We start from the raw sequence: 21,004 nt of genomic DNA, 5'->3' as shown, positions 1-21,004 counted from the left end.
GCATTTTCTGATTTATGGGGATACAAAAAATCCCCGGTTCCGAAGAACCGGGGATTGTTGGTGCGCCCGAAGGGATTCGAACCCCCAACCTTCTGATCCGTAGTCAGATGCTCTATCCGTTGAGCTACAGGCGCATGTTCCTCGCTTCGGATTTCTTCAACCCGTCGCGGCAACAGGTACTACTATACGGATGTCCTTGGATGTGTGCAAGCCGAAAAACTCGAAATTTACCCAAAATCCCCTCCGCAGGGATCGAAAGCACCCCGTTTTACCGCATGATTCCGGGGTTTTTGTGCTCGCAAAATTTTTTCAAAATATTTTTGTTCCGACCCAAAACTGGCGCTGCAGGTCCCTGAAATCCCCGAAGGATTCCGCCGTGCGCCCTAAAAATCCTTTACAGAAATCCTCTCGTACTCTAAGAATGTGATGCGCAGAACGTAAGAAATGGCGTCATAGAAAGCTCTGCAGACCATTAATGCGTTATTCTGTAAGCATCACGAGGAAGTGGAGACTGTCCAAGCGTGCATATTTACCATTATTTGCACGCTTGTAGTGTTTAACTGCTTCTTTGTTACCGCAGACCTATCCGGATCAACGTAGTATCCGGGCCACCAATCGAAGGGGAAAACGTCAATGGCTGACACCTCAACTCGTACTCTCTCTGCTGAGCTCGAAAAGGAGCTGCAGAGCGCACCCACTACCCACCAGGGCCTTCTGGACTGGGTTCGCGAAGTTGCGGCCCTGACCCAGCCCGCACACATCTACTGGGTCGATGGCACCCAGGAAGAATACGACCGCCTCGCTCAGGAACTGGTCGACGCTGGCACCTTTGTTCGCCTGAGCGATCACGAATTCCCGAACTCTTACGCAGCTTTCTCCGATCCTGACGACGTTGCACGTGTCGAGGAGCGCACCTTCATCTGCTCCGAGACTGAAGAAGGCGCAGGCCCGACCAACAACTGGCGCGACCCCGTCGAAATGAAGCAGACCCTGACCGGTCTGTTCGAGGGCTCCATGCGCGGTCGTACCATGTACGTCATTCCCTTCGTCATGGGCTCCCTGAAGGCTAAGAACCCCAAGATTGCTGTTGAGCTCAGCGACTCCGCATACGTTGTCTGCTCCATGCGCATCATGGCAACCATCGGTAAGGACGTTCTTGCCAAGCTGAACGAGACCAACGGCTTCTTCGTCAAGGCTCTGCACTCTGTCGGTGCACCCCTGGAGCCCGGTCAGGAAGATGTTCCCTGGCCTTGCAACCCCGAGAAGTACATCGTCCAGTTCCCCGAGACCCGCGAAATCTGGTCCTTCGGCTCCGGTTACGGCGGTAACGCACTGCTCGGTAAGAAGTGCTACGCACTGCGTATCGCATCCGTCATCGGCCGCGACGAGGGCTGGATGGCAGAGCACATGCTCATCCTGAAGGTCACCAACCCCGAGGGCAAGGTTCGCTACATCTCCGCAGCGTTCCCCTCCGCATGTGGCAAGACCAACTTCGCAATGATGGAGCCCACCATCGACGGCTGGAAGGCTGAGATGGTCGGCGACGACATCGCATGGATTGAGTTCGACGAGAACCACCAGGCACGCGTGGTCAACCCCGAGGCTGGCCTGTTCGGTGTGGCACCGGGTACCGGTTACTCCACCAACCCGAATGCTATGAAGGCTATTGCTAAGGGCAACACCATCTTCACCAACGTTGCACTGACTGACGACGGCTCCGTCTGGTGGGAGGGCAAGACCGACGAGGCTCCCGCTCACCTGATTGACTGGACCGGTAAGGACTGGACCCCCGAGTCTGGCCGCCCGGCAGCTCACCCGAACTCCCGCTTCTGCACCCCCGCATCCCAGGTCGACATGCTCGCTCCCGAGTACTACGACCCCGAGGGTGTGCCGTTGAGCGCTATCGTTCTGGGTGGTCGCCGCAAGACCACCATCCCGCTGGTTTCTGAGTCTGAGAGCTGGGAGCAGGGCGTGTTCCGCGCTGTCACTCTGTCCTCTGAGACCACTGCGGCTGCTAAGGGTGCCGTCGGCGTGATTCGCCGCGACCCGATGGCTATGCTGCCCTTCATCGGTTACAACGCTGGTGACTACTTCAAGCACTGGATTGACCTGGGCAAGAAGCACGGCGCTGAGAACATGCCGAAGGTCTACTACGTCAACTGGTTCCGCCGCACCCCCGACGGTGGCTTCGCATGGCCCGGCTTCGGCGAGAACTCTCGCGTTGTGAAGTGGATCTTCGACCGCCTGGACGGCAAGGCTGGCGGCGAGGAGACCTTCCTGGGCACCGTTCCCGCCAAGGAAGACCTGGACCTGACCGGTCTGGAGATCTCCGAGGAGGAGCTGAAGGCTGCTCTGGCTGTCTCGAAGGACGAGTGGGCTGCTGAGCTGCCCGGCATCGACGAGTGGCTGGCTAAGTTCGGCGACAAGCTTCCCGCCGAGGTTCGCGAGCAGCGCGATGCTCTGGCAAAGGCCCTGGAGGACTAATCCTTCGAAGGAACTAAAACTCTTCGCTGAGCCGTATGGTTGAGCGTTTGGAAGGGGTGGAATCTCACTGTGAGGTTCCGCTCCTTCCTTCCTTTTATGGGAAGGTTTTGAATCCCCGTCAGATGGGAACCGCCGAGTTTCTCTTGGAGCTATGAGTGTAAGGCTATGCAGTCTACTTGTTCTTGAGAAATACTCTAAAGACATTGGGAGGGTGGCGAGAATACGATAGTGGGTAATCCTGATTTCTTGCACTCTCACTGCACCGATACAATGCCAATGTAAGATTTTGAGCGCTCTGTGCCTTGGCTGGTTCGGAGCATTTGTTGCCGTTGATGTAGAAGCGGCGGTATCACGAGAAAGATAGAAGGAGTATCCATGCGTTTGACAGCATTCTCGGATGTCTCGCTCCGCGTTCTGATGCTCCTGTCTGCCCTGGAGCCCGGTCAGAAGCTTTCTACCCAGAAGATTGCTGAGGGAGTGGATACCCCCTACAACCATGTGGCGAAGGCTGTGGCCTTCCTCGTGAACATGGGTTATTTGGATTCGACCCGCGGTCGTTCCGGCGGCGTTATGCTCTCGGATGCGGGCCGCTCTGCGACCGTCGGCACTGTTCTTCGTGCTACTGAGGGCGATATCCCCATGATTGAGTGCGAGGATGAGAACGGTCACTGTCCCCTCGATAAGTTCTGCCGCCTGCGCAATGTTTTGGCGAAGGCTCGTGAGGCGTTCTACGCATCGGTTGATTCGGTCATCATTAGCGAGTTGACCGCTGGTGCGCGCCCTGTTGGTCCGGTATTTGTGGAGCTAGGCTTCGCGCCTCCGGAGAATGCGCTGACTGTGCGCTAAATCGTTGACCCGATAACTTTTTAGTATGTGTGGAGCTTTCTAATAGGAGGCTCCACCCTATTTTTTATGGCGCTTTATCTGCCGGTATGGGGGTGGATTGCTGTGTGCGGTGTGCTTGCGGGGTCCTTTTGGGAGGGTCTTTTTACCTCTTGACGTACAGCGAGCAGTGTTCGGTTGAATCTAAAATTTGTGCAGTAAATGCAGAATATTGCAAATTTGCTTTTCAAATGCAGAAAATGTGACCATATTCATTTTTGCACCACACTGCATACTTTCCTGGGTAAATATATTTTCACTCCGGTATTTTTATACATGTTTCCAGGCTGGTCACTCGCCGATTGTAGAAGTGCGGCTGAAAATATATAGTGTGACGCGCAACTCTATCTTTGAGTCAGGGTGAACCATAAGTCGCATCCACAGTGCCAAATAACCCTCAGAGCATGACCTGCACACAGCGCAAGCACCCCGCAAAATGCTACGGTAAGGGTGCTTTATAAACACTTCGTCACCAACTGAGCTGTCCGAGTGAACGCCCCAGCATCACACATATCAAGGGCATCATCACAACGACCAGGTGACCACACAGGAAGAAGGCAAGACATGCTCTCCGAGAAGTCCCGCCCCATTATTGAGGCAACGCTGCCCATCATTGCTGAGCGCATCAACGACATCACCCCCGACTTCTACCGTCGAATGTTCGCCGCTCGCCCCGACCTGATGGACGGCATGTTCTCCCGCTCCTCCCAGCTCGAAGGCACCCAGCCCCGCGCACTTGCAGGCTCCATCGCTGTGTTCGCTTCCTACATCGTTGAGCACCCGGACTCCTACCCCGACGAAGTCCTCTCCCGCGTTGCTCACAAGCACGCCTCCCTGGGCCTGAAGGAAGAAGAGTACCCCACCGTCTACAAGTACCTCTTCGAGGCAATCGCCGCTAACCTCGGCGATCTGGCAACCCCCGAAATCGTTGAGGCATGGACCGAGGTCTACTGGCTCATGGGCAACGCCCTCATCAAGCTGGAGAAGGGCCTGTACGCTTCCCAGGCAAACGACGTCATGTTCGCGCCCTTCAAGCTCGTTGACCGCAAGGAGACCGGCGAGAACGTCGTCGTGCTGACCTTCGAGCCCGCCGACGAAACCCCCATGACCGAGTCCAAGGGCGGCCAGTACATCTCCATCGTAGTTCCCGCACGTGACGGTCTGCGCCAGGCACGCCAGTACACCCTGCTGCCCAGCGAAAAGAACCAGCGCCGCATCGGTGTGAAGCTCGACCCCAACGGCGAGATGACCTCCATCCTGCACGAACTGAAGATCGGCGACGTCGTCGAGATCTCCAACCCCTACGGTGACCTGACCCTGGAAGGCTTCGGCAACCCCGAGGCACCCCTGTACCTCTTCTCCGCAGGTATCGGCACCACCCCCATGCTCAGCTTCCTCTCCGAGCTGATTGAGAAGGGCTCCCAGCGCCCCGTAACCGTAGTTCACGCGGACCGTAGCCTGGACACCTGGCCCCTGCGCGAAGAGCTCACCGAGCTCGTCAACAAGCTGCCCAACGCACGCCTCATCTCGTTCATCGAGGGTGAGGGCGGCGACTTCGCCGGCCGTGTTGACGTGTCCAAGCTGGACGTGCCCTCCGACGCTAACGTTTACCTCTGCGGCCCGCTGCCCTTCATGCAGGGCGTACGCTCCGCACTGGTGGAGGCAGGCGTCCCCGGCAAGAACATCAACTACGAGATCTTCGGCCCCGACCAGTGGATGCTCCACGACCAGGCTCGCGAAGCGTAAAAACCCCGTAAGCCGGCTCGTCCGCTAGGTTCCTTAAACCCGGCTAGGTTCTCCTCTTAGACAGAAGAACCTAGCCGGGTTTTTAGAACTCAAACTAAAAAGTCCCGCCCCGCAGACGAATCTGCGGGGCGGGACTTTTTAGTAGCTAGCTAGCGCTTAGCCCTGGCGAACCAGAGCCAGAACCTCGTCACGGACGCGCTCCATAGTCGCAACATCCGGTGCCTCAAGGTTCAGGCGCAGGAAAGGCTCGGTGTTCGAAGGACGCAGGTTAACCCACCAACCCTCTTCGGTGTTGGTGAAGGTGGTGCCGTCAGAGTCCTCAACAACCACGGGAGCGTTAGCGTAGTGTGCACGAACGCGGTCCACAGCTGCAGCCTTGTCTTCCAGCTCGGAGTTAATCTCACCGGAAGCAACGTACGGGGAGTACTTCGCGCTGATCTCGGAGAGGGGCTTGTCGCCGCCACCCAGAGCAGCCAGCACGTGCATTGCAGCGAGCATGCCGGTGTCTGCGTTGAAGAAGTCCTTGAAGTAGTAGTGAGCGGAGTGCTCGCCACCGAAAACGCCGTTCTCCTCAGCCATGACAGCCTTGATGAAGGAGTGGCCCACGCGGGTCTTCACTGCGCGGCCGCCCAGCTTCTCAACCAGCTCAGGAACAGCCTTCGAAGTAATCAGGTTGTAAATGATGACGGGCTCTTCATTGCCCTCAGCCTTCGCACGAGCAATCTCGCGCTCAGCAACCAGAGCGGTCACAGCCGAAGGAGTAACGGGCTCGCCCTTCTCGTCGATGACGAAGCAGCGGTCAGCGTCGCCGTCGAATGCCAGACCAATGTCGGCACCGTGCTCAACAACAGCCTTCTGCAGGTCAACCAGGTTAGCCGGCTCCAGCGGGTTAGCCGGGTGGTTCGGGAAGGTACCGTCCAGCTCGAAGTACAGGGGAACAATTTCCAGGGGCAGGCCCGGCAGGATGGTGTCGCCCAGAACAGCGGGAGTGGTCATACCACCCATGCCGTTACCAGCGTCAACAACAACCTTCAGGGGGCGGATGGAAGACAGATCAACCAGCTTGCGCAGGTACTCTGCGTAAGGCTTGAGAATGTCCTTCTCAGAAACGGTGCCGACCTTCTCCACCGAAGGAATCTCGCCCGAATCCAGGTACTTCTGAGCCAGATCGCGAATATCGAACAGACCGGACTCGGAAGACAGGGGAACAGCGCCAGCCTTAGCCATCTTCATGCCGTTGTACTCTGCGGGGTTGTGGCTAGCGGTGAAGGTAACACCGGCAGCGTTCTCAACGCCACATGCGAAGTACAGAACGTCAGTGGAGATCAGGCCGATCTTCTCAACATTTGCACCGCGAGCGGTTGCACCCTGGGCGAATGCATCCATGAATTCGGGGGAGGAGGGGCGCATGTCGCCACCGACCAGGATGGTCTGGCCCTCCAGGCCCAGAATATCTACGAAAGCCGCGCCAGTGGCACGAACAGTCTCTGCGGTAATGGTCTCGCCGACAATGCCACGCACGTCGTACGCTTTGAATGAGTCATGTAGATTAATAGTAGTCACGCCTTTTATTTTAGCGGTAAAGAAGTGTAATTAGCCTCTATAATGGGCAGGTAAAACCTTATAAATTCTGCTGAATGTATGGGTTTTTTATCACGTCACTTGCTTCAAACAACTCACGTCGAGAGGTATTTTCCCCCATGGGTGAGATTTTTTCCCTAAAAAACCAGATTCAGAATTATGCGTGGGGCTCCCGCGAAATTCTCGGACGCATGCGTGGCGTGCCTGTCCCCACCGAACAGCCTGAGGCTGAGGTGTGGGTTGGCGCGCATCCGGCTGCACCTTCCCGTGCCACCGTTGATGGCACTGAATCCCCGCTCAACGAGCTGATTGTGGAGAACCCCTCCCGTTTCCTGCGCCCGGACCGTACCTCCGACTGGTTCCCCTTCCTCTTTAAGATTCTTGCGATTGATGCGCCGCTGTCCATTCAGGTGCACCCCACCCCCGAGCAGGCTATCGCTGGTTTCGAGGACGAGCAGGCACGCGGCATCGCGATTGACGCGCCGCACCGCAACTACAAGGACCGCTACTCCAAGCCCGAAACCGTCATCGCGTTGACCCAGATGCGCGTGCTCACCGGTGTGCGGACCTCCGAACAGCTGGCAGAACTGGCGAAGGCATTCAAGGCTGACTGGCTGGCAGAGCGCGTGGAGCTTACCCCCAAGCAGCTGTTGACCGAGATTATTCGCATGCCCGAAGACGCTGCCGCAACCGCTGTTGAACAGCTCGTCGAGGTGGCAGCACAGCTGACCGGCTCCGAAAACGCGCTCATTGCTGACGCCGCCGAGCTCGTACAGATTGTTGCCGGCAAGTACCCCGGCGACCGCGGCCTGCTCGTCGCATTCGTCATGAACCTGGTGCACCTGGCACCCGGCGAATCCGCATTCACCCCCGACGGCCAGGTGCACGCCTACGTCTCCGGTACCGCCATTGAGCTGATGAACCCCTCCGATAACGTGATGCGCGCGGGTCTGACCGCAAAGCACATCGACACCGAGGAGCTCATCAAGGTTCTCGGCGAAAGCCAGGACGCCCCCGTGATTCAGCGACCCACCCCCGATAACGCACCCGTGGGCACCTATGCCATGTGGGATGAGCGCATGAGCGTAACCCGCATCCGCGTTGAAGAGGGCAAGCCGCAGGAATACACCTTCGAGGGTATTAGTGCCGCACTGAGCGTATCCGGTGAAATCACCATTCACGCGGCAGACGGCAACGGCACCGAAGAGTTCGTGCTGGGCGCCACCGAGTCGGTACTGCACGTGGGTGAGCCCTCCGAGGCAACCCTGAGCGGTAATGGCGAGCTGTACATTGCTTCTTATGTTTAGGAAATAATCCTCGATAACTAAAACTTCTAGACAGTTATAATCTAGCCAGATATAAGGAGTGTCGAAAGATACTTCAAGACTGGCACATAATAAAGAATCCACGTTCTTCCCTGTATTTATTCAGACCGGGAAGGCGTGGATTTTTTATGCCCCGAATATGGGATGCAGGGGATATTTTTGTGTCTACCTTACACAGTGTGTTCTGGGTAACCTATAATTGCTCTTATAAATATGCGTATACCTGTGCCTTTATGCACCTCTTCATTGGGTACGCAGCCCCAAACCACTAGGAGAACACCGTGAAGATTATCCTCACTGTCACAGGCATCGACCACGAAGGCATCATCGCCGCCGTGACCGCAACCCTCGCCGAGCGCAAGGTCAACGTCCTTGACGTCTCCCAGACCATCATGGGCGAATACTTCACCATGATCATGCACTGCTCCTTCGACGAAACCCAGCAGAACCTCATCGACCTGCAGGAAGCCATGACCGGTGTCGAACACGAACAGAAGGTCCAGATTCGCATCCAGGCAGAATCCATCTTCAAGGCAATGCACACCATCTAGGCAGCCACCATGATGAATGACAATATTCTTGAAACCATCCGAATGATCGAGGAGCAGAAGCTCGACATTCGCACCGTCACCATGGGCATCTCCCTGCTCGACTGCGCCGACTCCGACGGCGAAGTAGCCCGCCGCAAGATTTACGACAAGATCACCAGCCGCGCGGCAAACCTCGTCAGCGTTTGCGAAGGTATCGAAGCCGAACTCGGCATCCCGATTGTCAACAAGCGCATCGCCGTCACCCCCATCGCACTGGTGGCAGGCGCCTCCAACGATGAGGACTACGTGGAGTTCGCCCGCACCCTCGACGCAGCTGCTAAGGCAGTCGGCGTGAACTTCGTTGGTGGCTTCAGCGCTCTCGTCGATAAGGGCATGACCCCCGCTGATGAAAAGCTGATTCGCTCCATCCCGCGAGCGCTCGCAGAAACCGATGTGGTCTGCTCCTCCGTAGACATTGGATCTTCCCGCGCCGGCATTAACATGAGCGCCGTCAAGCTCATGGGTGAAACCATCCGCGCCACCGCAGACCTGACCGCGGACGCACACGGCTTCGGCTGCGCCAAGCTCGTCGTCTTCGCGAACGCCGTCAGCGACAACCCCTTCATGGCGGGCGCATTCCACGGCGTGCAGGAGGCAGACACCACCATCTCCGTAGGTGTCTCTGGCCCCGGCGTGGTACACCGCGCCCTGCTGAAGGTCCGCGGCGAATCCTTTGACACCTGCGCCGAAGAAATCAAGAAGGCAGCCTTCAAGATTACCCGCGTCGGTCAACTGGTCGGTACCCTCGCCGCTGAACGCCTTGGCGTGCAGTTCAACATTATCGACCTCTCTCTGGCACCCACCGCAGAGATTGGCGACTCGGTCGCACACATCCTCGAAGAGATGGGTCTGGAAACCGTCGGTACCCACGGCACTGTTGCGGCCCTCGCGTTGCTCAACGACGCGGTGAAGAAGGGCGGCCTCATGGCGTGCTCGAACGTCGGTGGCCTCTCCGGGTCCTTCATCCCGATCTCTGAGGACATCGGCATGATTGAATCCGCAGCCGCCGGACACATCAGCCTCGACAAGCTTGAAGCGATGACCGCCATCTGCTCGGTGGGTCTGGACATGGTCGCGGTTCCCGGCGATACCCCCGCCGCCACCCTCGCAGCAATGATTGCCGACGAAGCAGCAATCGGTGTGATGAACCACAAGACCACCGCGGTCCGCGTCATCCCGGCGGTTGGTCTGGGCGTAGGCGACATGGTTGAGTTCGGCGGCCTGCTCGGTCGAGCACCCGTCATGCCCACCCACACCCCCAGCGCGGAGGCGTTCATCGCCCGCTGCGGTCGTATTCCGTCGCCGGTTCACGGTTTCCGCAACTAACCTCTAAGGGCACTGCGAACCAATAGAAATGGGGAGGAACCGAAGATCATCTCTTCGGTGCCTCCCCATTTTGTGTTGTATTGAAGATCCAAAGACGCTTGTTCGAGCGTTTCTAGTACACGAAGCGGCTCATCAACGCCTCAAGCGCCAGACGCGCATTCGCATTTGTCTTCAGGCGACGCAGAGTCAGCTCGACCGCCTGCACATCCTCCAGCAGTTGCTGGGCGGAACGGCGGGTGCAGAACGCCTCCAGAGGCTCTCGCAAATGCTCATTGACCAGCGGAGCCTGCGCAGACAGAGCCACCGTCAACGCATCACGCAGAACCGTCTGAACCTGAGCCACAGAACGCAACAGCGTATCGGAGGAAACACGCTTAGCGCGGCGCTTCTGTTGCTCCTCCAGGCGGCGAACCTGCGCTCGCAAGGACGGAGAAACACGCTCACCCTCGCGAATACCCAGCAGAGCCAGAAGCTCCTGGCGTTCCTGCTCATCCTTGAGAGCAGAGACAGCCTGTGCGTCCTGGTCGGCAAGGTCGGTGAGCTTCTCTGCTGCGTTGAAAGCCGAAGAAATAGAACGAACATTCAGAATCAGGGAGGTAATCAATTCCCGACGAGCCATCGCCTGCTCATCGGTCGCCAAACGGTACCCCTCCTGCGCATCACCCAGAGCCAGACGCGCCGCACGCTGCGCCAAAGGATCCACCACACCGTGCGCCAACAAATACTCGTGCACCTGCGCATCGGTAGGAACCGGCAACTGCACCGGACGGCACCGCGAACGAATCGTCACCAGCACATCGGTGGGGGAGGGCGCCGTCAACAACCAAATCGTATGCGGCGGCGGCTCCTCAATCGCCTTCAACAACACATTGGAGGTACGCTCCGGCATGCGCTCGGTGTCCTCCACCAGAATCACGCGCCAGCGACCCACGGTCGGGCGGTCCTGAGCCTTCATGACCAGCTCGCGCGCCTCATCAATGCTGATGTACGTCGCCTCGGTACTAAAGTGCGTAAAATCTGCGTGCGAACCGTTCATGACGGTCACGCAGCCCTTGCACTGGCCGCATCCGCGGTTCTGCGGGTCGGGCTGCTCGCACAGTAGCGCGGCAGCGAAAATTTTTGCAGCCTCACGGTGAGGCGCACCGGTCGCGCCCGTGAAAAGCCAAGCGTGCGTGGGGCGGGCGGCGGCGGCATCCGTGTGTAGTTGCTGGAGCTTATCGGCGGGAATCAGCAGGGTATCCCAGAGGCTCATGAGTCCTCCTTACCGGTGCGGACCAGCTCGCGAGCGGCAAGTAGAGGCTCAATCACCTCGAGCACGCGCGCGTGTACCTGCTCAATCGTTCCCACACCATCAATAAGGCGGTGTGAACCGTTAGCGTCCTCGCGGGCAATCTGCTCGAAGGCACCGTGGATACGTGCCTTGAACGCGGCGCCTTCAGCCTCAATACGGTCGACGGTGCCGCGCTGGTCCATGCGTTCCTGCTCGGCGCTCAGCGGCACGCTCAGCAATAGGGTTGCATCGGGTACCAGATCGGCGGTAGCCCAGCGGCTCAAATCGACGATGGTTTCAATACCCAGATCACGGCCAACACCCTGGTACGCGGCGGAAGAATCAATATAGCGGTCACTGAGCACGATGGCGCCCTCAGCGAGCGCCGGGCGAATCAGCTGGGAGGCGTGAGCCGCGCGGGATGCCGCAAAGATTAGCGCCTCGGTGCGGTCGTCAATGGTGCCCTGACCTGCTTCCAGGACGAGGGCTCGCAGCTTCTCGCCGATCTCGGTGCCGCCGGGTTCGCGGGTGGTGATGACACGGTATCCGCGGGCGCTGAGTGCTTCATTCAGCAGGGCGAGCTGGGTGGTTTTGCCGGCGCCGTCGCCTCCTTCGACCACGATAAAAAGCCCGCGGCGACCGGTCGGGTCGTCGGGAAGATTCTGTGCATCGGGGGTGTAGCTGAGAGTATCCATCACCTTTAAGGGTACCGGGTCTCTTAGCAGCACCGGTGCGGTTTTGGTGATACCTCCGCGTGGGATTGAGCGCGTATCAAGGTAAAAAACATGTAAATCCTGCGTACCGTCACCCGTGCGGGCGTGCGTTCTGGGCGCGGGTGTGCCAGGCTTAAAGACATGAGTGCAGATAACCACGACATGAATTACTCCGCAGAGACTTTCGTCGTCTCTGGCGGCCGCCCGGCACACGAGCATGACGCGCCGGTGAACCCTCCGATTGTTCTTTCTTCCACCTACCGCGGCGTGGACGCCGTGAACATTGAGCAGGACCGCGTGTACGCCCGCTTCTCGAACCCCACTTGGGAGGGCATGGAAGAGGTTGTTGCCAAGCTGGAGAACGCTACCCAGCCGGGTCTGCTGTTCCCCTCCGGCATGGCTGCCGTTGCTGCCGTCATCGACCTGGTGCCGGTTGGTTCCATTGTGCTGATTCCGAAGCACGCATACATGGCATCGGTGACCCTGTGCAAGGATTTGGAACGCCGCGGCATCATTGAGCTCGTTCGTGTGGACATTGAAGACACCGAGAGCGTTATCGTCGCTATGGAGGATGCCGCATCCCGCGCCGGCGTGACTCCCGAGAACGTGAACTACTCGGCACCGAAGGTCCTGGCGTGGCTGGAAAGCCCCACGAACCCGATGCTTGAGGTCGCTGACCTGCCTGCCCTGCTTTCTGCTGCTCGCCGCCTGGGCATTGTGACCGCGGTGGACAACACCTTCGCGACCCCGATTCTGCAGCGTCCCCTGGATTTGGGTGCTGACGTTGTGGTTCACTCTGCAACGAAGTTCCTGGCGGGTCACTCTGATGTTCTGCTGGGCATGACCCTCACCTCGAATGAGGAACTGTACAAGGCGATGCTGCACCACCGCATCACCAACGGCGCAATCCCCGGCCCCGTGGAGGCATGGCTTGGTCTGCGCGGCCTGCGCACCCTGGCACTGCGCGTGGAACGTGCTGTGCAGAACGCACAGGTGCTGGCGGAGCGTCTGAGCGAGCACCCCTTCGTGACTGAGGTGCGTTACCCGGGTCTGGAGAGCGACCGCGGCCACGAGGTTGCGAAGAAGCAGATGGACGGTTTCGGTGCGATTTTGTGCGTCACCCTGGATACCGATGCGGCTGGTGCCCGTAACGTCGTGGAGGCGTTGAAGCTGTGGACCCCGGCAACCTCTCTGGGCGGCGTGGAGTCTCTCGTGGAGCGTCGTCGTCGCCACGGTAACGAGCCGGATTCGATTCCCGAATCCCTGCTGCGCCTGTCGGTAGGTATTGAGAACGTGGATGACCTTTACAATGACTTGGTTGAGGCCTTTAAGGTTGTCCGCTAGGCACTTTGCTAGGGTTGTCTAGAGAAGCTGCTGATTCTAAGGAATACTATGTCTCCTATTCTGTTGGTCATCTATGTGACCACTCTTATCGATGTGCTACTGGCTGTTGCCGGCGCTGTGGTTGGTGTGCTGGCTTTTGTGCGTGCGTGGATGTCTCCGGCGAACGCGTACGATTTTGCCGGTAAGCGCCCGAAGAACACGTGGCTGGCTTTGACCGGTGGTTCTGCTGCGGTGTCGCTGTTTAGCGTTTTTGCTGCGGTGACTGGCGGCGGTAATACTGTACTGATTCTTCAGCTGATTGCTGCTGTGATTAGCTGTGTGTTCTTGGCTGGTGTGTGGCCTTCGGTGGGTCGCCGCCGTTTCTAGCGTTAGCTTGTGCGCTCGCTTTGTGCGATAGATGGTGAAGCCTCGTGCGCTGTCTGACGGGTTTGTCCCGGTCGGATGGTGTGCGGGGCTTTTCCCTATTTCTGGCGGGGTTTTTGAGCCTTTCGTTCTGGTAGAAAAGACCCTTATAAATTTTTGGGAGAATGCATATTTTCTAGGCTCTAAGGCATGACAAACCGGCGGGTAAATGAAAAAATAGAGGTATGACTTACAAACTAGTACTCCTGCGCCACGGCCAGTCCGAGTGGAACGAGAAGAACCTGTTCACCGGCTGGGTGGACGTTAACCTGACCGATAAGGGCCGCGCTGAGGCTAAGCGCGGCGGCGAGCTGCTGGCAGAGCGCAACATCCTCCCCGATGTTGTTCACACCTCCCTGCAGCGTCGCGCAATCAACACCGCAAACCTTGCACTGGATGCAGCAGACCGTCTGTGGATTCCTGTCAAGCGCACCTGGCGCCTGAACGAGCGTCACTACGGCGCTCTGCAGGGTAAGAACAAGTCCGAGATTCGCGAGGAATACGGCGACGAGAAGTTCATGACTTGGCGTCGTTCCTACGACGTTCCGCCGCCCCCGCTGGATGACAACGACCCCTACTCGCAGGCACACGACCCCCGCTACGCGGATGTCGAGAACGCTCCTCGCACCGAGTGCCTGAAGGACGTTCTGGGCCGTATGCTTCCCTACTGGGAGTCGGACATCAAGCCCGACCTCGCAGCAGGCAAGACCGTTCTGGTTGCTGCACACGGTAACTCCCTGCGTTCGCTGGTCAAGCACCTCGAGGGCATTTCCGACGAGGACATTGCTGGCCTGAACATCCCCACCGGTATTCCGCTGTACTACGAACTGGATGAGAACTTCCAGCCCGTCAAGCCCGGCGAGTACCTGGACCCCGAGGCTGCTAAGGACGCTATTGCTGCCGTAGCAAACCAGGGTAAGTAATACCTCCGGCAGGGTTTCACCCCTGTCATTGTGATGAGCCGTTCACCGGTAAGGTGGGCGGCTCATTGCGTTGTCTGCAAGGTTTCTGTACGGGGAGCGTGCCTGAGAAGAAGAGCATTCGCCTGAGTGCTGGGTATCGGCCACATTTATACTTATGGGGTACCCGAATGGAAGGGAAGTACATGGATGCCGGTCTGATCGCCTTTATTGCGGGCATGATAGGTCTGCTGGTGGGCGTCCTGAGCATGAATGCGGTGGCGCGTAGTGAGCGGGAGCAGGAGCGTAGTTTGGTGTCGGCGCCGGCGCTGCGTGATGGTGCCGCTCAGGTACTTGCTGTGATTGGTCGCGCCTACCTGGTGATTGATGAGGTGGGCGGCGTGGTTCAGGCTTCTCCGGGTGCGTACGCGATGGGTCTGGTGCGTGGTCATACGGTGGCGTCTGATGAGTTGGCGGATATGATTCGCACGGTGCGTCATCGCGGTATTTTTGCGGAGCGTACTTTTGAGATTGACCGCGGTGAGGGTGAGGCGCTGGTCTTGGATGTGCGTGTTGCTTCGCTGGGGGACGAGTACATTTTGGTGCTCGCGGATGACCGCACTGAGATTTCTCGTGTGCAGCGTATGCGTAATGATTTTGTGGCGAATGTGTCGCATGAGTTGAAGACTCCGGTGGGTGCGGTGAGTCTGTTGGCTGAGGCTATTGAGCAGGCGAGTGATGACCCGGAGGCGATTGAGTATTTTGTGGGGCGTCTTCATAAGGAGACGCGCCGCCTGTCTGCGCTGGTGCGTGACATTATTGAGCTTTCGCGTCTGCAGTCGACCGATGTGATTGCGCGTGGTGGTCCGGTGTCGGTGCCTTCTTTGGTTACTGATGCGGTGGACCGTTCGCATATTGTGGCGGAGGAGAAGGACATTCAGATTTCTACCCGCATCGAGGAGGTGCCCGAGGTGTACGGTGACGCCGAGCTGCTCGGTATTGCTGTGCAGAACCTGGTGGAGAACGCGGTGCGTTATTCGCCGGAGCATACGAAGGTGGATATTTGGGTGCATCGTGTGGCTGATCAGCTGCTGGTTGAGGTTGCTGATCAGGGCGTGGGTATCCCGGAGGACGAGCAGAAGCGTATTTTTGAGCGTTTTTACCGGGTTGATCCGGCTCGTTCGCGTCAGACGGGCGGCACTGGTTTGGGCTTGAGCATTGTGAAGCATGTGATGACTCAGCACGGTGGTAGCGTGACGGTTCGTTCGATGCCGCAGGAGGGCTCGACGTTTACGTTGGCGTTGCCGCTGAATGAGGCTCCGGTCGCAGTGTAGTGTTAGCGGTATAGGTTTTATGGAATCGAAGGAAATTATTGATGTCTAAAATTCTGATTGTTGAGGACGAAGAGGCCCTCTCGGATCCTCTGGCGTTTTTGCTGGGCCGTGAGGGTTTCCAGACGATTGTTGTGGATAACGGTCTGGATGCTCTGCCGGTGTTTGACCGCGAGGGCGCGGATTTGGTGCTGCTGGATGTGATGCTTCCGGGCATGTCCGGTATGGAGGTGTGCCGTAAGCTGCGTGAGGTGTCTTCGGTCCCGATTATCATGTTGACCGCTAAGGACTCTGAGCTGGATAAGGTGCTGGGTCTGGAGCTGGGCGCTGATGACTATGTGACGAAGCCGTATTCTGCGCGTGAGCTGATTGCTCGTATCCGCGCGGTGTTGCGTCGTCGTTCGGCGGAGACTGATTCTGCTACTGAGTCGGTGCTGCAGGGCGGCCCGGTGCGTATGGATATTGACCGCCATGTGGTGACGGTTAATGGTGAAGAGATTTCTATGCCGCTGAAGGAGTTTGAGCTCCTGGAGATTCTGCTGCGCAATGTGGGTCGTGTGATGACTCGTGGCCAGCTGATTGAGCGTGTGTGGGGCGCCGACTATGTGGGTGATACGAAGACCCTGGATGTGCATATTAAGCGTCTGCGTTCGAAGATTGAGCCGGATTCTTCTGCCCCGCAGTATGTGGTGACGGTTCGCGGCTTGGGCTATAAGTTCGAGGCGTAGGCGGGCTTGAGACTGATGAGTTCTGCTTCTGCGGCGAATACTGCTGTGATTGTTTTGGCGGCTGGTTCGGGTACTCGCCTGGGTGAGCCGATCCCGAAGGCCGCTGTGCGTGTGCATGGTCGTACCCTGCTGGATTATGCGTTGGAGGGTGCGCTCGCTTCGGGTGTTGCTGAGCATGTGGTGGTGACTGTTCCTGCTGATTGTTCGGCGAGTTGCCCGGAGCTTTTGGAGGATGCCCGCCGTGCCGGTGCGTTGATTACTGCCGGTGGTGATACGCGTACTGCTTCGGTGGTTGCGGCGTTGGATGCTTTGAAGGATGCGCAGGTTCCGGTGGATTATGTGCTGATTCATGATTGCGCTCGTGCTTTTACTCCGCCGCAGGTGTATCACCGCGTGCTTGAGGGTTTGGGTTCTGCGAGCCCGCAGGGTGTTGTGCGTGCGGTGATTCCTGTGTTGCCGGTGGTGGATACGGTGAAGACTGTGGATTCTGCTGGTTTGGTGACGGGTACTCCTTCGCGTGCGCAGATGCGTGCGGTGCAGACTCCTCAGGGTTTTGAGGTGGCTGCCCTGTTGGCGGCACATGAGCGTAGCCGTTCCCTGCCTGCTGAGGAGGCTGAGCTGTTGACTGATGATGCGATGGCGATGGAGGCGGCGGGTGAGCCGGTGTTGACGGTTGCCGGTGATGCGGATGCGTTTAAGGTGACGACTCCGATGGATTTGCGGGTTGCTCGCGCGCTGTTTGGTGATTCTGCTGCCTAAGCCTGCCTCCTAACGCCTCTTTTGCGGAGGCACTGCTGCTGAGAAGATTTTTGATCGGTTGAAGGGTCCTGTGATGACTGTTATTCCTCGTGTTGGTACCGGTGTTGATGTCCACGCTTTTGGTGAGGAGGGCACTCCTCTGTATATTGCTGGTCTGCATTGGCCGGGTGAGCGTGGTTTGAGCGGCCATTCTGATGGTGATGTGGTGGCTCATGCTGCCGCTGATGCTCTTTTTGCTGCCTCCGGCACGGGGGATTTGGGCTCTAATTTTGGTGTGGACCGCCCGGATATGAAGGACGCTTCTGGTGTTCGTATTCTTTCTGAGGCTGCGGCGATTGTGCGTGCTGCTGGTTTTGAGATTGGTAATGTGAGCGTTCAGCTGGTGGGTAACCGCCCGAAGTTCTCTCCGCGCCGTGATGAGGCGAACCGTGTGCTGAGCGAGGCGGCGGGTGCTCCGGTGACGGTGATTGCGACGACTACTGACGGTCTGGGTTTGACGGGCCGCGGCGAGGGTGTGGCTGCTATTGCGACGGCGCTGGTGTACCCGCGTTCGTAGGTGTTTGGTTGCTTCGAGCCATTCTGTAACCTATCGCTGATTTACCGCCCCGGCGTCTGAGCCGACCCCGTAGAATGAGAGTGTGACTATGCGTTTTTATGATTCAGCTTCCGCGACTATTCGCGAGTTTGAGCCCGTCGTGCCCGGTGAGGCGCGTATCTATTATTGTGGTGCTACGGTGCAGGGTGAACCGCATCTGGGCCATATCCGTTCGGCGTTGGTTTTTGACCAGTTGAGCCGTTGGATGCGTTACCGCGGTTTGAAGGTGACGACGGTCCGCAATGTCACTGATATTGATGACAAGATTTTGGCGAAGTCTGCTGATTCTATGGAGCCCGGTTTTGAGGGTGAATTCCCGAATGAGCAGTGGTGGGCGCTCGCGTACCGTTTTGAGAAGGTTTTTGCTCAGGCGTATGCGGCGCTGGGTATTGATCCGCCGACCTATGAGCCGCGTGCGACCGGTCATATTCCGGAGATGTTTGCTCTGATTCAGCGTCTGATTGATCGTGGCCACGCGTATCCTGCGCTGGATGATTCTGGTGATGTGTATTTTGATGTGCGTTCGTGGGATAAGTATGGTGCGCTGACGAATCAGAGCGTTGAGGATATGCAGGATTCTGTGGATGCTGATCCGCGCGGTAAGCGTGACCCTCGCGATTTTGCCCTGTGGAAGGGTTATAAGGAGGGTGAGCCGCTGACTGCTTCGTGGGAGTCTCCGTGGGGTCGCGGTCGTCCTGGCTGGCATCTGGAGTGCTCGGCGATGGCTGGTAAGTACCTGGGTTCGCGTTTCGATATTCACGGTGGCGGTTTGGATTTGCGTTTCCCTCACCATGAGAATGAGCTGGCGCAGTCGACTGCTGCTGGCGATGATTTCGCGAACTTCTGGATGCATAACGGCATGGTCACCTATGAGGGCGAGAAGATGTCGAAGTCTATCGGTAATACGATTTCGCCGGCGCAGATGCTGCAGATGGCCCGTCCGCTGGTGGTTCGTTATTACCTGGGTAGTGCGCATTACCGTTCGGTTCTTGATTACCGTCCGTCCTCTCTGCAGGAGGCGGCAACCGCTATTGAGCGCGTTGAGGCGTTCCTTGCTGCAACTCAGGAAGTGCTGAAGCCGGGTCGTGAGGTTCCGGAGGCTTTCGCTGAGGCTATGGATGATGACGTGAATATTCCGCGTGCTTTGGCGGTTCTGCATGAGCAGACTCGTGCGGGTAATGCGGCGCTTGCTGCTGGTGAGGATGCTTCGGAGGCGGCGAATGCTGTGATGGCTATGGCTGAGGTTCTGGGTCTGGCGCAGCTGATGAGCTTTAATGCTGAGGGCACTTCGGGTGCTGAGCATGAGGCTTTGGATGCGCTGATTCAGGCTGTGTTGGCGGAGCGCGCTGATGCTCGTGCTCAGAAGGATTGGGCGAAGGCTGATGCGATGCGTGATCTGTTGGCGTCTGCTGGTGTGCAGGTGAAGGATGGCGCGAATGGTTCGAGCTGGAGCGTTGGCTAGAGGGTGATGTGCCCCGCGTTTGTGCGTAAGGCTTAGGTCGTGCGGGTTTCTCTCGCGTAGACTCGTATTCATTACTTTGACGAAGGAAGAGAAGAATGGCTAAGGCAGGTTCGCGCCCGGGCGCTACCAGCAAGAAGAAGGGTGCTACTAAGGGCACTGGTGGTCACGGTCGTAAGGCGCTTGAGGGTAAGGGCCCTACTCCGAAGGCTGAGGACCGCGTTTATCACAAGGCGTATAAGATGAAGCGCGCGGCGGAGCGTCGTGCTGCTACCGGTACGAACCGTAAGTTCCAGACTCGTCTGGGCGGTAAGCGTGCTAGCGATGAGCTGGTGACTGGTCGTAATGCGGTGCTTGAGGCTCTGCGTACTGAGATTCCCTCGAAGCACTTGTACATCATGAGCCGTGTTGAGGTTGATGACCGCGTTCGCGAGATCATGACTATTGCGAATAAGCGCAATATTCCGATGCTGGAGATTCCGCGTAGCGAGCTGGATCGTTTGACTGATGGTTCTGTGCATCAGGGTGTTGCGATGCAGATTCCGCCGTACAAGTACCCGGATGCGACTGACCTGGTGCTGGATACTATGGAGCGTTGGCACTCGGGTAAGCTGTCGACTCCGCCGCTGTTTGTTGCTTTGGACGGTATTACTGATCCGCGTAACTTGGGTGCGATTATTCGTAGCGTGTCCGCGTTTAGCGGTGATGGCGTGATTATTCCTGAGCGTCGTTCGGCTGCTGTGACTGCTGGTGCGTGGAAGACTAGTGCTGGTGCGGCTGCTCGTATTCCTGTTGCGATGGCGACTAATCTGACTCGCGTGATTCAGCAGGCTAAGGAGCAGGGTATTTTCGTGATTGGTCTGGATGGCGGCGGCGATATTGAGTTGCCGGCTCTGGAGCTTGCGAATGAGCCGCTGTGCGTGGTGGTTGGTTCTGAGGGTAAGGGTCTGTCCCGCCTGGTGACTGAGAACTGCGATCAGATTGTGTCGATTCCGATTGATTCTGCGATGGAGTCTTTGAACGCGGCGATGGCTGTGGGTATTACTCTGTACGATGTTTCTCGTCGTCGCGCTTCCGCGAACTAAAGTTTTGAAGCTAGCGAGCTACAGCCTGTAGCTCTGTAGCTTGAACCCCATAGCTTGAATAAGGAGGGCGCCCCCGTGAGGGGGTGCCCTCCTTTTCTGTGCTCTTCTGCGCTCTCCCCATATGTAGGTGCTCATATATAGGGAGGTGCAGAACGGGGGAGTGCAGCGGTACAGAAATACGGCGGTATGAAATACAGAGATGGGGGAGGGGCGGAGCCCCTCTTCCCATCTTTTCTTCCCGTCTTCTCTTCCTATCTTCTTGATGCTGAGGGGCTCTTCTGCCCTTCTATATGGGCTCTATAGGGAGCTTCTGCAGGTTTTCGAGGTCTTTTGAAGGTTTTTAAACTTTTTTTGAAGAACTTTCGGGAGGCTTATCCTGCGTTGACTAGGCATTTTAGTACTCTGTTCAAGTCAGAATGAACCTAAACCCCCATATTTGTGTCCCACTTCACCCTATTTCGGGTTGCAGACCTATTTCGGCATCT

At 57.7% G+C, this 21,004-nt stretch carries 18 protein-coding genes and 1 tRNA gene; 15 read left to right on the top strand and 4 right to left on the bottom strand.

The features are described 5' to 3' along the window. Window positions 1-58: 58 nt before the first annotated feature. Window positions 59-134 (bottom strand) — tRNA-Arg (locus HMPREF2836_RS01490). A 499-nt stretch (window positions 135-633) separates the two neighbouring features. Between HMPREF2836_RS01490 and HMPREF2836_RS01485 the strand changes: the two genes are divergently transcribed. From HMPREF2836_RS01485 to HMPREF2836_RS01475, 3 genes are all read left to right on the top strand, one after another. Beyond that, window positions 634-2,484: a phosphoenolpyruvate carboxykinase (GTP) gene (locus tag HMPREF2836_RS01485; protein ID WP_070615657.1), complete on the top strand. Its 1,851-nt coding sequence runs from the start codon at window positions 634-636 to the stop codon at window positions 2,482-2,484. A gap of 375 nt (window positions 2,485-2,859) precedes the next feature. After that, entirely contained in the window at window positions 2,860-3,330 is a 471-nt protein-coding gene (locus HMPREF2836_RS01480; RefSeq protein WP_005509289.1) for an RrF2 family transcriptional regulator, read from the top strand. A gap of 600 nt (window positions 3,331-3,930) precedes the next feature. Then, entirely contained in the window at window positions 3,931-5,112 is a 1,182-nt protein-coding gene (locus HMPREF2836_RS01475) for an FAD-binding oxidoreductase (RefSeq protein ID WP_070615660.1), read from the top strand. A 156-nt stretch (window positions 5,113-5,268) separates the two neighbouring features. On the opposite strand, the gene HMPREF2836_RS01470 is transcribed toward HMPREF2836_RS01475, so the two are convergent. Then, the gene (locus HMPREF2836_RS01470; protein ID WP_049357755.1) at window positions 5,269-6,675 is read right to left on the bottom strand and encodes a phosphomannomutase/phosphoglucomutase; all 1,407 of its coding nucleotides are present in this window, start codon (window positions 6,673-6,675) and stop codon (window positions 5,269-5,271) included. A 137-nt stretch (window positions 6,676-6,812) separates the two neighbouring features. On the opposite strand from HMPREF2836_RS01470, the gene manA reads away from it, so the two are divergent. The 3 genes from manA (at window position 6,813) to HMPREF2836_RS01455 (ending at window position 9,934) form a co-directional block, all read left to right on the top strand. Further along, a complete protein-coding gene (gene manA, locus HMPREF2836_RS01465) occupies window positions 6,813-8,000 on the top strand; it encodes a mannose-6-phosphate isomerase, class I (RefSeq protein WP_070629167.1) in 1,188 nt (395 codons plus the stop codon). A gap of 299 nt (window positions 8,001-8,299) precedes the next feature. Next, a complete protein-coding gene (locus HMPREF2836_RS01460; RefSeq protein WP_049357750.1) occupies window positions 8,300-8,569 on the top strand; it encodes an ACT domain-containing protein in 270 nt (89 codons plus the stop codon). A 9-nt stretch (window positions 8,570-8,578) separates the two neighbouring features. Continuing rightward, the gene (locus HMPREF2836_RS01455) at window positions 8,579-9,934 is read left to right on the top strand and encodes a PFL family protein (protein ID WP_049357748.1); all 1,356 of its coding nucleotides are present in this window, start codon (window positions 8,579-8,581) and stop codon (window positions 9,932-9,934) included. 112 nt (window positions 9,935-10,046) lie between these two features. On the opposite strand, the gene HMPREF2836_RS01450 is transcribed toward HMPREF2836_RS01455, so the two are convergent. Beyond that, the gene (locus HMPREF2836_RS01450; protein WP_070615667.1) at window positions 10,047-11,186 is read right to left on the bottom strand and encodes a DNA polymerase III subunit delta'; all 1,140 of its coding nucleotides are present in this window, start codon (window positions 11,184-11,186) and stop codon (window positions 10,047-10,049) included. Continuing rightward, window positions 11,183-11,899 carry a dTMP kinase gene (gene tmk, locus HMPREF2836_RS01445; RefSeq protein WP_083309141.1) on the bottom strand — a complete coding sequence of 239 codons (717 nt, stop codon included), beginning with the start codon at window positions 11,897-11,899 and terminating at the stop codon, window positions 11,183-11,185. The genes HMPREF2836_RS01450 and tmk overlap by 4 nt, the downstream gene beginning before the upstream one ends. Window positions 11,900-12,058: 159 nt before the next feature. On the opposite strand from tmk, the gene HMPREF2836_RS01440 reads away from it, so the two are divergent. The 9 genes from HMPREF2836_RS01440 to rlmB all read left to right on the top strand — a co-directional run bounded on the left by HMPREF2836_RS01440 (window position 12,059) and on the right by rlmB (window position 20,519). Continuing rightward, entirely contained in the window at window positions 12,059-13,261 is a 1,203-nt protein-coding gene (locus tag HMPREF2836_RS01440; RefSeq protein ID WP_070615670.1) for a trans-sulfuration enzyme family protein, read from the top strand. A gap of 48 nt (window positions 13,262-13,309) precedes the next feature. Next, window positions 13,310-13,627 (top strand): DUF2516 family protein, encoded by a 318-nt coding sequence (locus HMPREF2836_RS01435; RefSeq protein WP_005509299.1) that lies wholly within the window; start codon window positions 13,310-13,312, stop codon window positions 13,625-13,627. Window positions 13,628-13,848: 221 nt separating this feature from the next. Further along, the gene (locus HMPREF2836_RS01430; RefSeq protein WP_005507152.1) at window positions 13,849-14,586 is read left to right on the top strand and encodes a phosphoglyceromutase; all 738 of its coding nucleotides are present in this window, start codon (window positions 13,849-13,851) and stop codon (window positions 14,584-14,586) included. A gap of 167 nt (window positions 14,587-14,753) precedes the next feature. Then, complete coding sequence (locus HMPREF2836_RS01425) at window positions 14,754-15,896, top strand: sensor histidine kinase (protein WP_246822796.1); 1,143 nt, start codon at window positions 14,754-14,756, stop codon at window positions 15,894-15,896. 41 nt (window positions 15,897-15,937) lie between these two features. Further along, the gene (locus tag HMPREF2836_RS01420; RefSeq protein WP_005507150.1) at window positions 15,938-16,621 is read left to right on the top strand and encodes a response regulator transcription factor; all 684 of its coding nucleotides are present in this window, start codon (window positions 15,938-15,940) and stop codon (window positions 16,619-16,621) included. Window positions 16,622-16,636: 15 nt separating this feature from the next. After that, window positions 16,637-17,380: a 2-C-methyl-D-erythritol 4-phosphate cytidylyltransferase gene (gene ispD, locus HMPREF2836_RS01415; RefSeq protein WP_049358236.1), complete on the top strand. Its 744-nt coding sequence runs from the start codon at window positions 16,637-16,639 to the stop codon at window positions 17,378-17,380. A 73-nt stretch (window positions 17,381-17,453) separates the two neighbouring features. Beyond that, a complete protein-coding gene (ispF, locus tag HMPREF2836_RS01410; protein WP_070629163.1) occupies window positions 17,454-17,936 on the top strand; it encodes a 2-C-methyl-D-erythritol 2,4-cyclodiphosphate synthase in 483 nt (160 codons plus the stop codon). A gap of 82 nt (window positions 17,937-18,018) precedes the next feature. Beyond that, complete coding sequence (gene cysS, locus HMPREF2836_RS01405) at window positions 18,019-19,437, top strand: cysteine--tRNA ligase (protein WP_070629161.1); 1,419 nt, start codon at window positions 18,019-18,021, stop codon at window positions 19,435-19,437. Window positions 19,438-19,532: 95 nt separating this feature from the next. Continuing rightward, window positions 19,533-20,519: a 23S rRNA (guanosine(2251)-2'-O)-methyltransferase RlmB gene (rlmB, locus tag HMPREF2836_RS01400; protein ID WP_005507146.1), complete on the top strand. Its 987-nt coding sequence runs from the start codon at window positions 19,533-19,535 to the stop codon at window positions 20,517-20,519. Window positions 20,520-21,004: the final 485 nt, after the last annotated feature.

The organism is Rothia sp. HMSC065C12 (genome assembly GCF_001812085.1).
Classification (GTDB): Bacteria; Actinomycetota; Actinomycetes; order Actinomycetales; family Micrococcaceae; genus Rothia; species Rothia mucilaginosa.
This window is presented reverse-complemented; position numbering and strand designations above follow the sequence as displayed.

Excerpts from the sequence above, each read along its gene's own strand:
- rlmB (WP_005507146.1), top strand. The coding sequence starts at position 19,533 with ATGGCTAAGGCAGGTTCGCGCCCGGGCGCTACCAGCAAGAAGAAGGGT.
- HMPREF2836_RS01430 (WP_005507152.1), top strand. The coding sequence starts at position 13,849 with ATGACTTACAAACTAGTACTCCTGCGCCACGGCCAGTCCGAGTGGAAC.
- ispF (WP_070629163.1), top strand. The coding sequence starts at position 17,454 with ATGACTGTTATTCCTCGTGTTGGTACCGGTGTTGATGTCCACGCTTTT.
- HMPREF2836_RS01435 (WP_005509299.1), top strand. The coding sequence starts at position 13,310 with ATGTCTCCTATTCTGTTGGTCATCTATGTGACCACTCTTATCGATGTG.
- HMPREF2836_RS01440 (WP_070615670.1), top strand. The coding sequence starts at position 12,059 with ATGAGTGCAGATAACCACGACATGAATTACTCCGCAGAGACTTTCGTC.
- HMPREF2836_RS01420 (WP_005507150.1), top strand. The coding sequence starts at position 15,938 with ATGTCTAAAATTCTGATTGTTGAGGACGAAGAGGCCCTCTCGGATCCT.
- ispD (WP_049358236.1), top strand. The coding sequence starts at position 16,637 with ATGAGTTCTGCTTCTGCGGCGAATACTGCTGTGATTGTTTTGGCGGCT.
- HMPREF2836_RS01475 (WP_070615660.1), top strand. The coding sequence starts at position 3,931 with ATGCTCTCCGAGAAGTCCCGCCCCATTATTGAGGCAACGCTGCCCATC.
- HMPREF2836_RS01455 (WP_049357748.1), top strand. The coding sequence starts at position 8,579 with ATGATGAATGACAATATTCTTGAAACCATCCGAATGATCGAGGAGCAG.
- tmk (WP_083309141.1), bottom strand. The coding sequence starts at position 11,899 with ATGGATACTCTCAGCTACACCCCCGATGCACAGAATCTTCCCGACGAC.
- HMPREF2836_RS01485 (WP_070615657.1), top strand. The coding sequence starts at position 634 with ATGGCTGACACCTCAACTCGTACTCTCTCTGCTGAGCTCGAAAAGGAG.
- HMPREF2836_RS01450 (WP_070615667.1), bottom strand. The coding sequence starts at position 11,186 with ATGAGCCTCTGGGATACCCTGCTGATTCCCGCCGATAAGCTCCAGCAA.
- HMPREF2836_RS01425 (WP_246822796.1), top strand. The coding sequence starts at position 14,754 with ATGGAAGGGAAGTACATGGATGCCGGTCTGATCGCCTTTATTGCGGGC.
- manA (WP_070629167.1), top strand. The coding sequence starts at position 6,813 with ATGGGTGAGATTTTTTCCCTAAAAAACCAGATTCAGAATTATGCGTGG.
- HMPREF2836_RS01480 (WP_005509289.1), top strand. The coding sequence starts at position 2,860 with ATGCGTTTGACAGCATTCTCGGATGTCTCGCTCCGCGTTCTGATGCTC.